Below are 12,083 nucleotides of genomic sequence, written 5' to 3'. Positions count from 1 at the left end.
CCGCTCGAACAGCTCCCACAACTCATCCGGCACCAAACGCTCAACGATCCCCACGACGCCAGACTACCGAACAGACCCCAAATGAGATGACGTCTTAGCGTCGGCTGCGGCGATCATCAGCGCTGCGGCGATCGCGGACGCCCTGAGGGGCATCGATCGCCGGCTTCATTAGGAGCAATCGCACACACGTCGGTGCGGTGCACTGCAGGAGGTCTTGATGTCGGGTATCGCGGTACGGGGGCCATTGGAGCAAGGAAGTGCAGGGCGAAGTCGCGGGGGCGGCGGTTCATGGTGGGTGGCGCTGCGCGCCTGGATGGCGGGACTGGCGGTCCTGGCCGGCCTGACCGTCCCGCTCGCCATGGCCACGCCGGCCACCGCGCAGACCGGAACCTTCGCCTACGTCGCAAACGCCATCTCGGACAACGTGTCGGTGATCGACACCGCCACCAACACCGTCACCACCACCATCCCCGTCGGCAACAACCCCACAGACGTGGCGGTCACCCCGGACGGCACCCGCGCCTACGTCACCAACAGCTTCTCGAGCAACGTGTCGGTGATCGACACCGCCACCAACACCGTCACCACCACCATCCCCGTCGGCGACGGACCCAGCGGTGTGGCGATCACCCCGGACGGCACCCGCGCCTACGTCACCAACATCCTCTCGTTCGACGTGTCGGTGATCGACACCGCCACCAACACCGTCACCACCACCATCCCCGTCGGCGTCGGACCCGAAGGTGTGGCGATCACCCCGGACGGCACCCGCGCCTACGTCACCAACTTCGACTCGTTCGACGTGTCGGTGATCGACACCGCCACCAACACCGTCACCACCACCATCCCCGTCGGTGACGGACCCAAAGGTGTGGCGATCACCCCGGACGGCACCCGCGCCTACGTCGTAAACGCCATCTCGGGCAACGTGTCGGTGATCGACACCGCCACCAACACCGTCACCACCACCATCCCCGTCGGCGTCGGACCCGAAGATGTGGCGATCACCCCGGACGGCACCCGCGCCTACGTCACCAACACCAGCTCGGACAACGTGTCGGTGATCGACACCGCCACCAACACCGTCACCACCACCATCCCCGTCGGCGACGGACCTCAGAACGTGGCGATCACCCCGGACGGCACCCGCGCCTACGTCACCAACACCTTCTCGGACAACGTGTCGGTGATCGACACCGCCACCAACACCGTCATCGGGGACCCCATCCCCGTCGGCGACGCACCTCAGGGCGTGGCGATCGGGACCGTCACCACGGAGGAACGAACCCCGACCAGGCTGACGCTGAGGCTGGAGAAGAAGAAGGGGAAGGACGGCAAGGACGCTCTGAACGCTCTGGGCGGCGGGGGCAGGAACGGCCTCACCCTCAAGGCCAAGCTGACCGCCGAGGGTCTGCCCCTCGAAGGCAGGACCATCGACTTCACCACCGACTCCCTCCTTCTGTGCACCGAGACGACCGACAGCAGAGGCAGGGCCACCTGCAAGCTCTCGCGCCAGAAGGACAGCGACACCTGCTACACCGCCACCTTCGCCGGCGACGACACGTACGAGCCCTCCACCGCCACCGTCTGCAAGAGGGACTACGACGACACATCCGAAGAGCTCGACCTGAGCAACCTCAGTGACCTGGCCCAGGCCGCCATGGCCTCGGCGGGCTCGCACGACTGACACCACCGCTGCCGGTTCACCTGACGGTGCCCCGGTCAGGGGGAGCCCTCTCCAGCACTCGCGCGGAGAGGGCTCCTGTCGCTTCCCGCCACTCACCGTCGATGCGATGTGCGTCATGGGGACCCCATGGACACCACGAACGGCCGCCAGGGTGGCAGACGTGTCATACGCAGGCCCCGATGTCGATCGACGGCCGCGACCATGACACGCATGGCCCACCCCGCATCGAAGGCCCAAATGCCCCTCCTGCCGCGGACGTAGGACCAACGGCGAGGTGACACGTCCATCGCTGTCCGGTGTACGGGCCGCATGCCGCCTGCGACCATGACACCCATGGTCCAACCCCGCTCGCGCACCCAGACGGCCGCACCGTCGCCCGCCACCGCCCGGTCACCACGCACCTGGGCGGTGATTCTCGCCGCGTGCGCCGGACAGTTCCTCGTCGTTCTCGACGTCTCCGTGGTCAACGTCGCGCTGCCGTCGATGCGCGCCGACCTCGCTCTGAGCGCGAGCGGGCTGCAGTGGGTGCTCAACGCGTACTCGATCGCCTTCGCCGGGTTCATGCTCCTCGGCGGCCGGGCGGCCGACCTCTTCGGCCGCAAGCGGATGTTCCTCGTCGGGCTCGGCCTGTTCACGGCCGCTTCGCTGGTGGGCGGCCTCGCGCAGGAGGGCTGGCAACTGCTCGCCGCGCGCGGCGTGCAGGGCCTCGGCGCGGCCGTCCTGGCCCCGGCGACGCTCACGCTCGTCACCGCGGCCGTCCCGCCCGGCCCCGCCCGCACGCGGGCCATCGGCACCTGGTCGGCCGTCGGGGCGGCGGGCGGTGCGGCCGGCGGCCTCGTCGGCGGCGTCCTCACCGACCTGCTCTCCTGGCGCTGGGTGCTCCTGATCAACGTGCCGGTCGGCGTACTGGTCCTGGCCTGTGCGCTGGTGTGGCTGAGCGAGAGCCGTGTCGGCGAGGGCCGCCGCCTCGACCTGCCGGGCGCGGTCCTGGTCACGGGCGGACTCGCGGCCGTCGCGTACGGCATCGTGCAGACCGAGGAGTCGGGGTGGGCCGCGAGCGGGACGCTCCTGCCCCTGCTCGGCGGCCTCGCGCTGCTGGGCCTCTTCGTGGCCGTGGAGGCGCGGACGGCCGCACCGCTGATGCCGCTCAAGGTCTTCCGGTCGCGCGCCGTCTCGGCCGCCAACGTGGCGATGACGGTCACCGGTTCGGTGTCGTTCGCCATGTGGTTCTTCATGACCGTCTACGCACAGAACGTCCTCGGCTACACGCCGTTGGAGGCCGGACTCGCCCTGATCCCCAGCTCGTTGAGCATCGTCATCGGCTCCAAGTTCGCCCCGCGCCTGATGGTGCGCGCGGGCGCGCGGAACGTCGCGGTCATCGGTGCGCTGATCGCCGCCACCGGCTTCGGCTGGCAGTCGACGATGGGGACCGACGGTTCCTACCTGACCACCATCGCCCTGCCCGGCGTGCTGATGATGACCGGCATCGGTCTCCTCTCGACGCCGCTCGCCTCCCTCGCCACCTCGGGCGCGGCACCCGGTGACGCCGGACTGGTCTCCGGACTGGTCAACACCTCCCGCACGATGGGCGGCGCACTCGGCCTCGCGATCCTCTCCACCGCCGCGGCCTCCCGCACCGGCGGCGCGACCACGGCCGAGGCACTCACCTCCGGCTACGCGCTGGCCTTCCGCACCGGCACCGGGGTCCTGCTGGGTTCGGCGGTCCTGATGCTGCTGTGGCTGCCGCGCCCGGTGGCGGAGAGGCTCTGACGCCTCCCCGGGGCCGGGCGGGATGGAGGATTCACCCCCCGGTACACCGAGTGGAAGGGGCAAGTGTCGTCGGCCACCGCCGGTTCCCCGCCGAAGAGGCGGACCTTCCGGTGGACGGACCGGAGGGGACGGTCTGCCCGAACACCAGCGGCGCGCCGCGGGCTCGCGCCGTTGCGGTCATGCTCCGCTGTCACGGGGCCAGCGGCTGTCGGTCACGGGGTCGGTCACGCGGTCACACCCGGTCCCGCTCGGCGGCCGCGGGGGCACGTCGTCCCGTCACGGCCGGCCCTGCTCGGCGGCCGCGGCCAGCACCGGATCGATCACCGTCTCCCCGGTCAGCGCCCGGCGGATCGCCTGCGCCAGGTCCTCCACCGGCCCGTCCTTCACCAGGAGCCCGGCCGCACCGGCCTCCAGGGCCCCGCGCAGAAGCCCGGGCCGGCCGAACGTCGTGAGGATCAGCACCCGGCAGTCCGGCACTTCCCTGCGCAGCTCCGCCGCCGCGTCGAGGCCGCTGAGGCCGGACAGTTCGCTGTCGAGCAGCGCCACGTCGGGCCGCCGGGTCAGCGCCGCGTCCACGACCTCGTCACCGCGGCCGACCTGGGCCACCACCTCGATGTCGTCCTCCATGCCGAGGAGCAGCGCGAGCGCGCCGCGCGTCGTGCTCCGGTCCTCGGCGATGAGCACGCGTACGGACTTGGCGGGTCGGTGATCCCGCGGCATCTCGTCCACGGCGTCAAGCCTATGTCCGGCCGCCCCGGACCGCCTGTCGTGGCCGGCCCGCCTGTCGTGGCCGGCCCGCCACGGGGGCGCACGGGAGGGGCGCTGCGGGTGGCCGGGTGAATCCCAGCGATCTGACATATCGTCAGGCATCTTCCCAATACCCAGGGCCTGCGTTATACATAGGCCCGTCGGCCTAGAACGCGTTCTAGAACCGTCTGGGCCCCGTCCGGGCGACCTCGGTGCGGCCGACGGTGCGGACGGCCGTGCCGAGGTCTTCGCATCACTCGAGGAGCAGCAACCCCATGCCCATTGACCCCGCCAGGGCCCTCGCCGCGGAACCCCGCTCGACCACCGTCCGGTGGGACCACAAAGACATCCAGCTCTACCACCTCGGTATCGGTGCGGGCGTTCCCGCCACCGACCCCGACGAGCTGCGCTACATCCTCGAATCCCAGCTCCACGTCCTGCCGAGCTTCGCGACCGTCGCCGGAGCGGGCATGGGCGTCGTCGGCGGCCTGTCCGCACCTGGCATCGACGTCGACCTCGCCGCCGTTCTGCACGGCGGCCAGCGCATCGCCCTGCACCGCCCCGTCCCCGTACGCGGCACGGCGAGGTCCACCTCACGCGTCGCCGCCGTGTACGACAAGGGCAAGGCCGCGGTCCTCGTCCTGCGCACCGAGGCGGCCGATGACGACGGGCCGCTGTGGACCAGCGACGCGCAGATCTTCGTCCGCGGCGAAGGCGGATTCGGCGGCGAACGCGGCCCGTCCGAGCGCCTCGTCGTCCCCGACCGCGCACCCGACCGGACGGTCGAGCGCGAGATCCGCGCGGACCAGGCGCTGCTCTACCGGCTCTCCGGTGACTGGAACCCGCTGCACGCCGACCCCGAGTTCGCCAAGCTCGCCGGTTTCGAGCGGCCCATCCTGCACGGGCTGTGCTCGTACGGCATGACGCTCAAGGCCGTCGTCGACACGCTCCTGGACGGCGATGTCACCCGGGTCCGCGCGTACGGCACCCGCTTCGCCGGAGTCGTCTTCCCCGGCGAGACCCTGCGGATCCGGATGTGGCGGCGCGAGGGCGGTGTCCAGGCGACGGTGACGGCGGTGGAGCGGGACGACGCCCCCGTGCTCGCCGACACGCTCGTGGAGACCACCGGCCCCGTAGACCCCGGCCTGTAGACCCTCGGCCGTAGACCCCGGCCCGTAGACCCCGGCCCGTAGACCCCCGGCCGTAGACCCCCGCATCCAGAGACCTCCTGAAGGGATCCGCCATGCGCGCAGCCGTACTGCACGAGATCGGTCAGGACAAACTCGAAGTCCTCGACGACGTCGAGGCGGTGGGCTTCGGCCCGGGCAAGGTGAGGATCCGGGTCCGGGCCACGGGGCTGTGCCACTCGGACGTCTCGGCGATGAGCGGCGTACTGCCGCAGCCCGCGCCCTTCGTCCCCGGCCACGAAGGAGCCGGCGAGATCATCGACGTGGGTGACGGGGTGACCGGCCTGGCGCAGGGCGACCGCGTCCTGCTGTGCTGGCTGCCCGCCTGCGGGACCTGCCCGGCCTGCCGGCGCGCCCAGCCGCACCTGTGCCTGGCCGGGCTCATGAACGCCGGCACGCCCAACTTCGCCCGCCCCGGCGGTGACGTCTTCGGCTTCGCCGGCACCGGGACGTTCACCGAGGAGGTCGTCGTGGACGCGGCCTGCGCCGTGCCCATCCCCGACGACGTGCCCTTCGACATCGCCGCGCTCATCGGCTGCGGCGTCACGACCGGGCTCGGCGCCGCCATCAACACCGCCCGGGTGCAAGCGGGTTCGTGCGTGGCCGTCATCGGCTGCGGCGGCGTTGGGATCTCCGCCATCCAGGGAGCCCGGCTCCAGGGCGCGGCCCAGATCGTCGCCGTCGACCCGGTGGCCTCCCGGCGCGAGGCGGCCATGCGGTTCGGTGCGACCGAGGCCGTACCGCCCGAGGCACTCGCCGACGCCAGTCAGCGCATCACCGCGGGCGAGGGCTTCGACTACGTCTTCGAGGTCGTCGGCCGGTCGGCGACGGCACGGACCGCGTACGAGACGACCCGGCGCGGTGGCACGCTGTGCATCGTCGGCGCCGGCGCGATGGACGACCATCTGCGGCTCAACATGTTCGAGCTGTTCTTCGACGAGAAACGCATCCTGCCGTCCATGTACGGAGGCGGTGACGTACCGCGCTCCTACGAGCGGGCCATCGCGCTGTGGCGGGCGGGCAGGGTCGACCTCCAGTCGTTGATCACGCACCGGGTGCCGCTCGCGGGGATCAACGACGCCCTGGCGCAGATGCGCAGCGGCGAGGCCCTGCGCACCTGCATCGAGATCTGAGGGGGCCGCGATGACACTCCCGCTCACGGGTCTCACGGCCGTGGTCACCGGCGCCGGCCGCGGCCTCGGCCGTGCGGAGGCGCACGAATTGGCCCGGCTCGGCGCGGCCGTCGTCGTCAACGACTACGGGCAGCCGGGCCATGGGGGTACCTCCCATGCCGAAGGCCATGGGGGAGGCAGCGGCGAGGCGTCGGCCGCGCCCGCCGAGTCCGTCGCCGCCGAGATCCGCGCGGCGGGCGGCCGGGCGATCGCCCACCTCGGTGACGTCGCCGACTTCGCGACGGCCCGCGCTCTGATCGACCTGGCCGCGGCGGAGTTCGGCAGACTCGACATCCTCGTCAACAACGCGGGCATCCTGCGCGACCGCATGATCTTCTCGATGACCGAGAGCGAATGGGACGCGGTGGTTCACGTCCACCTCAAGGGCCACTTCAACACGACGCGCTTCGCCGCGGCACACTGGCGCGACCGCGCCAAGGCGACGGGCGCGCCGGTGTACGGGCGGATCGTCAACACCTCCTCGGAGGCGTTCCTCGCGGGCTCGGCCGGCCAGCCCAACTACGCGGCGGCCAAGGGCGGGATCGTCGGCCTGACGACGTCGACGGCGCTGGCGCTGGCGAAGTACGGGGTGACGGCGAACGCGATCTGCCCGCGGGCGAGGACGCGGATGACGCAGGACGTCTTCGCGGACCTGCCCGCGGACCCGTCCCCGGGCGCGGTCGACCCCCTGTCCCCGGAGCACGTGGCGCCTGTCGTGGGCTACCTCGCGTCCCCGTCGGCGTCGGCCGTCAACGGCCAGCTTCTGGTGGTGCACGGGGGAATGGTGGCGGTGATGGAGCGCCCGAGGGTGGCCGCGAAGTTCGACACGGCGAGAGATGTGTTCACCTTCGGGGAACTGGAGTCGACGCTGGGCGCCCACTTCGACTCGCGGGCACCGGGCGAGACCTTCGCGTCGCGGGAGGTGCTGACACTGAAGCGCGACTAGATGTTGCCTGCCGTGACGTTTTTGGCGGCGGCAGGTTGAGTCAACTCGGTGACGAGCGGGTTCAGCGTCGGTCATGTTGGTCATGCACCGGTGCAAACGACTGTTGGTCGCAGGTGTGCGCGATGTCGCCGGCGCTGCGGCGTGGTGTCCTGCTCCAGGACGGCAGCCAGGCCGTCTCGGGGAGCGGCGTCAGGCTCGCGAAGTGATTGATGATCGCCCGAAGTCCCGGGTGCGGATTCGTTCTGGGGAACATGAGGGAGAGCGGGTAGGCGAGCGTCGGGTTCACGATCGGGATGCGGCGTAGGTCGTGGTTCGTCGGCCAGATGTACCGGTCGCGCGCGCCGACGAGGGTGGCCACGTCGGCGGAGTCCGCGAGGGCGTCGAGGAGTACCTCGTTACCGAAGTTCGGGCCTGCCGCGTCGATGCGGAGGTCGAAGTCGGTGGTGAGCTGATCGTAGAACTCTGCCCATTCGCTTCCGGGTGCGATACCCGGTACCCAGATCCGACGCCTGCGCAGCTGCGGTGGCGTCAGTGTTCGTGCGGAGGCGAGCGGATGCCTGGGGCCGACGAGGAGTTCCAGCGGGGAGTGGAAGGCGTGGATCATTTGCACCTCGCGCGGCAGCGTGGCCGGATCGGTGACGGTGCGGAACGAGGCGTCAATATCGCCTGCCTGGACGGCGGCGGCCGCCACGTGAGGGTCGTTGACTTTGAGGGTCACCACGTCGAGGTCGGTTTCGGGGTGTGACCGCCAGTAGTCGTGCAGAACGACGGCCTGCGCGCTTCGTAGGCCGAGAACGTCGATTCGAAGGGCCCGCGAGCCCGGCCTGACCGCGGTGACGGCGCGATCGACACCCGCGACGATACTCCGTGCGTGCGGGAGGAACGCCTGGCCGTCCAGCGTCAGTTCGACCCCTCGGGCGGTACGGGTGAACAGGCGGGCCGCCAGCTCGCGCTCCAGGGCGGCGATCCGCTTCGAGACAGCCTGCTGTGTCACGCCCAGCTCGTCGGCCGCGTGTTGCAACTGTCCGAGCTCGGCCGCCCGGACGAACGATCGCACTGCCTCGGTATCCATTGGTCGAGCCTATGCATGCCCAACTGATGGTTGTGGATCGCCAGAGGACGGTTGTTTGATCCGGCTCCCGTGTAGCCGATGTGATTCAGGGACCCAAACACCGGTTGTTGTGGAGGAGTTATGTGCGCGTGAAATTGGGCTCCGGTTTCGGCTGGCTGTGGTCGGCCTACGCTGTCAGCACGTACGGCACGTGGATCGCCTTCGGCGCGTTCCCGCTCATCGCGGTTCGAGTGCTGCACTCGTCGGCATTCGAGATTTCGCTTCTGGAGGCAGCCGGGCTTGCCGTCGCGGCGATCGTTGCGTTCCCGCTCGGGCCGTGGGTCGAACACCGGGCCAAGCGTCCGGTGATGATCGCGATGGACCTGGCTCGGTTCCTCGTGATGGCGAGTGTTCCGATCGCGTACTTCCTCGGCTTGCTGTCCTACGGCCAGCTGCTGGTCGTCTCGGTCATCTGCGGAACCGCAGGCATCGCCTTCACCGCCGCATCCGGCGCGTATCTGAAACACCTCGTCCGCAGCGATCACCTCCTGGCCGCGAACGGGAAGTTCGAGGGCACGAGCTGGGTGGCGACCGCGGCCGGCCCGCCCCTCGGCGGCGCGCTCATCGGGCTGCTCGGCCCGGTCATCACTGTCATGGCCGACGCCCTCAGCTACCTGCTGTCCGCGCTCGGTGTCCTCCGCATCCACGGAGGCGACGTCGCAGCACCCCGCGACCCGGCCACCGGGTCGCGCGGAGCCGACCTCCTTGGCGGCTGGCGGTTCATCCTCCACGACCGCGCACTACGGTGCCTGTTCCTCAACTCGATCCTGGTCGGCGGCCTGATCACGGCCACCGTCCCGCTCCTGGCCGTCCTCCTGCTTGACGAATACCACTTCCCGGCCTGGCAATACGGTCTCGCCTTCGGTCTCCCGGCACTCGGCGGCTTCGTGGGCGCCCGCCTCTCCGCACGACTCGTGAAGCGTTACGGCCGGCACCAGGTCATGACCGTCTCCGGCTGGCTGCGATCGCTGTTCCCGCTCGGTCTCGCGTTCATCCATCCCGGCATCCCCGGACTCCTCACCGTGATCTTCGTCGAGGGCCTGCTCATCACATGCATGGGCGTCTTCAACCCGATCTACGCCACAGCACGCCTGCAACGGACTCCCACGGATCACGCCGCCCAAGTCCTCAGCACATGGAGTGTCAGCAGCAAACTCGTACAGGCCACCCTCATGGTGATCTGGGGCATCCTCGCCACACTCACCAGCCCCATCGCCGCGATCACCGTCTCCGGCGTTCTCCTGCTCGCCACCCCGCTCTTACTGCCGAAACGGACACACTTGTCCGACCCTGAACCCGCCGTGTCGGCCGAAGACGTCCCGGCCGCATGACTCACCGCAACGCTCGCTCGCCCCGGAAGGCGCCGCGCGCCATCGAGCGCTGTCGCACCCGCCCGGTCGCACATGCAGCTGCGGAGAGGTGACATCGCGAGCGACGGCTACTCCCGCCTCGCCCACACCGAAGCACTCGAGAGGGAGGAATCCGACACCGCGCTCGCGTTCATTGACCGGGCGCGCGCCTGGTTCGCGGCGCACGGCATCACAGCAATCGAGCGCATCGTGACCGACAACGGCACCTGCTACCGAGCCGGCATCTTCGGCGCGGCCCTCACTGGCAGCCGCCACCGGCCCATCACCCCGTACACGCCGAGGCACAAGGGGAAGTACGTGGCCGGGGGCGGATCCCCCGGCGCGGCGGAGCCGCGTAGCGACGCTGGGGGAAGGGGAGGGGTAGGGGGAAGCGGCCCGCGCGAGCGGACACGCACCCCCGGACCCCGCCCCCGTGATCAGGCCGTGTCGTGCGACGACACCGGACGGCGGTGGCGGCCGTGCGCCGGCGCCGTCCCGTCCTCCGCCGTGGCCGCCCCGCCCCGGTGCCTCCCTGCTCCGCCGGCGCCGGCCCGTATCGCGTCCGCCGGCTGCGGGCACTCCTGGGCCGTGTCGGTTCGGACTTCATACATGTGAGAACTTCACCCCGTTGCGATCGCTGATGCCCTGTCAAAGAGCCCCGGCAGCACGCCCCTTGCCCGTCACCGTCGGCACACGGGCGGTGCGGCTGAGTAGCCCCGGCCGCAGAGTCTAACCAGCGGCCGCACGGCCGCTGAGAGGTGCCTGCTGCAAGGGAACCGGCTGGCACACAACAGGACTCCCGGACGCCTCGCACGGTTGCCCACCTGCGCGTTCCACTTGTGCCGGTTCCGTGGCCGGGCCCCCGTCGGGGCTCCGCGCCGTCTTCGCATCCGCCAGGCCGAAGGTTTCTGCACGCCTGCCCTGGGCCGACCCGCCCCCGGCCGCCGCGCCCTTGGCCGATCCGCCCCGAGCTGATCCGCCCCGGTCCGCCGCGCCCCGGTCCGCCGCCCCCCGGTCCGCCGGCGTATCCGTCGGCGCCTCCGCGTGCGCAACGCCGCACGGCACCTCGCGCGTCGCGTACGGAAGGTGCAGCACCCCATCGCGGCTCCACGTACCCGATCCCGCCAACCACCCCCGCGGCGGGGCCAGTTGGTGTACGCGGCGGCCAGCGGGACGCCATACGCCCACCCAGCTGCCCGCCGCGCCATCGATCCGCAGCGCCACCGCACACGCCTCCGGTGTCAGCACCTGCCCCGGCTGCACGGCGAACGGCGTCACCAGCGCGTCCGGCAGCCGCAGACTCCGCGGGAACCGCACCGGCCGCAGGCTGCCCAGGACGCCCCAGCCGAGCCGGTCCTGGTCCGCGCCCGTTGCGTTCGAACGGATCAGCAGCAGGCCGCTGTCGGCGTCCGCCAGCAGCAGCCGGTCGTCGCTGTCCTCGGTGATCTGCAGCAGCGGACTCACCTCCCCGCCGCGCGCCAGATCGACCGCCACCGTCTTCACCGGCCCGCCCGGCTGCCGGTGGTCGAGGGCGAGCATTCGTCCCGCACGGTCCAGCCACACACCGCCTGAGCAGTGCCCGGGCACTTCCGCGATGTGCTCGGGACCGGACGCCCCGCCGGCCACCAGCCAGATGCCCGTCGAGGTGCGGCCCGGTGTCAGGGCGTAGACGTGCGCACCGTCCGGCGAGGGCGGCAGCAGGGTCAACTTCTCGGCGGTCACGGCCCCGACGGCCAGTTCACCGGTTCCCGGCCCCGTCGGGTACAACAGCGAGAACCCGTACCGCTCCCCGGCCCGGCGGCTGATCAGCACCCGCCCGTCGGTCAGCGGCTGCACCTCGGCGTCGCGCTCCTCGGGGTGGTCCAGCGGCAGCGGTACGGCATACGGCTCCGGGCCGTCGAGCGTCCAGCGCTCGGGGAACAGCGCGTCGCCGGTTCCGGCGAGCCGGGCCCCGTACGTCCCGTCCGCGGTGATCGTGAACCCCGTACTCGCCACCGCCCTTACCTCTGCGGCGGTTTCGATGGCACAGGCAGTCATCGATACGTCACCTCCGGTCGTCGACGCTAGGTTTCCCACCACCTGCCGAAGACCGTGCGACACGTGACTTCACACAT

8 protein-coding genes and 2 pseudogenes are annotated in these 12,083 nt (G+C 70.9%); 7 read left to right on the top strand and 3 right to left on the bottom strand.

The window, feature by feature from the left end:
* Positions 1-295: 295 nt before the first annotated feature.
* Both ACH5AF_RS34410 and ACH5AF_RS34405 read left to right on the top strand, forming a co-directional pair.
* Positions 296-1,687: a beta-propeller fold lactonase family protein gene (locus ACH5AF_RS34410; RefSeq protein ID WP_398907371.1), complete on the top strand. Its 1,392-nt coding sequence runs from the start codon at positions 296-298 to the stop codon at positions 1,685-1,687.
* A 333-nt stretch (positions 1,688-2,020) separates the two neighbouring features.
* Complete coding sequence (locus ACH5AF_RS34405) at positions 2,021-3,457, top strand: MFS transporter (RefSeq protein ID WP_398907370.1); 1,437 nt, start codon at positions 2,021-2,023, stop codon at positions 3,455-3,457.
* Between the two features lie 279 nt (positions 3,458-3,736).
* Here ACH5AF_RS34405 and ACH5AF_RS34400 read toward each other — a convergent pair.
* Positions 3,737-4,177: pseudogene (locus tag ACH5AF_RS34400) on the bottom strand (response regulator); the annotation flags it as partial.
* A 302-nt stretch (positions 4,178-4,479) separates the two neighbouring features.
* Here ACH5AF_RS34400 and ACH5AF_RS34395 point away from each other — a divergent pair.
* The 3 genes from ACH5AF_RS34395 to ACH5AF_RS34385 all read left to right on the top strand — a co-directional run bounded on the left by ACH5AF_RS34395 (position 4,480) and on the right by ACH5AF_RS34385 (position 7,509).
* Entirely contained in the window at positions 4,480-5,355 is an 876-nt protein-coding gene (locus ACH5AF_RS34395) for a MaoC/PaaZ C-terminal domain-containing protein (protein ID WP_398907368.1), read from the top strand.
* A gap of 92 nt (positions 5,356-5,447) precedes the next feature.
* Entirely contained in the window at positions 5,448-6,524 is a 1,077-nt protein-coding gene (locus ACH5AF_RS34390; RefSeq protein ID WP_398907366.1) for a Zn-dependent alcohol dehydrogenase, read from the top strand.
* Positions 6,525-6,534: 10 nt separating this feature from the next.
* Positions 6,535-7,509 (top strand): 3-oxoacyl-ACP reductase, encoded by a 975-nt coding sequence (locus ACH5AF_RS34385; protein WP_398907365.1) that lies wholly within the window; start codon positions 6,535-6,537, stop codon positions 7,507-7,509.
* 61 nt (positions 7,510-7,570) lie between these two features.
* Here the strand turns inward: ACH5AF_RS34385 and ACH5AF_RS34380 are convergent, their stop codons facing one another.
* Positions 7,571-8,581 (bottom strand): LysR family transcriptional regulator, encoded by a 1,011-nt coding sequence (locus tag ACH5AF_RS34380; protein ID WP_398907363.1) that lies wholly within the window; start codon positions 8,579-8,581, stop codon positions 7,571-7,573.
* 122 nt (positions 8,582-8,703) lie between these two features.
* Between ACH5AF_RS34380 and ACH5AF_RS34375 the strand changes: the two genes are divergently transcribed.
* Positions 8,704-9,951, top strand: coding sequence for an MFS transporter (locus ACH5AF_RS34375; protein ID WP_398907362.1), 1,248 nt, complete (start codon positions 8,704-8,706; stop codon positions 9,949-9,951).
* 96 nt (positions 9,952-10,047) lie between these two features.
* Positions 10,048-10,284 (top strand): annotated as a pseudogene (locus ACH5AF_RS34370) (IS481 family transposase); the annotation flags it as partial.
* Positions 10,285-10,698: 414 nt separating this feature from the next.
* Here the strand turns inward: ACH5AF_RS34370 and ACH5AF_RS34365 are convergent.
* Positions 10,699-12,006: a hypothetical protein gene (locus tag ACH5AF_RS34365; protein ID WP_398907360.1), complete on the bottom strand. Its 1,308-nt coding sequence runs from the start codon at positions 12,004-12,006 to the stop codon at positions 10,699-10,701.
* Positions 12,007-12,083: the final 77 nt, after the last annotated feature.

Source organism: Streptomyces sp. NPDC018833, from assembly GCF_044390825.1.
In the GTDB taxonomy this organism is placed as follows: domain Bacteria; phylum Actinomycetota; class Actinomycetes; order Streptomycetales; family Streptomycetaceae; genus Streptomyces.
This window is presented reverse-complemented; position numbering and strand designations above follow the sequence as displayed.

Excerpts from the sequence above, each read along its gene's own strand:
- ACH5AF_RS34385 (WP_398907365.1), top strand. The coding sequence starts at position 6,535 with ATGACACTCCCGCTCACGGGTCTCACGGCCGTGGTCACCGGCGCCGGC.
- ACH5AF_RS34405 (WP_398907370.1), top strand. The coding sequence starts at position 2,021 with ATGGTCCAACCCCGCTCGCGCACCCAGACGGCCGCACCGTCGCCCGCC.
- ACH5AF_RS34365 (WP_398907360.1), bottom strand. The coding sequence starts at position 12,006 with ATGACTGCCTGTGCCATCGAAACCGCCGCAGAGGTAAGGGCGGTGGCG.
- ACH5AF_RS34380 (WP_398907363.1), bottom strand. The coding sequence starts at position 8,581 with ATGGATACCGAGGCAGTGCGATCGTTCGTCCGGGCGGCCGAGCTCGGA.
- ACH5AF_RS34390 (WP_398907366.1), top strand. The coding sequence starts at position 5,448 with ATGCGCGCAGCCGTACTGCACGAGATCGGTCAGGACAAACTCGAAGTC.
- ACH5AF_RS34395 (WP_398907368.1), top strand. The coding sequence starts at position 4,480 with ATGCCCATTGACCCCGCCAGGGCCCTCGCCGCGGAACCCCGCTCGACC.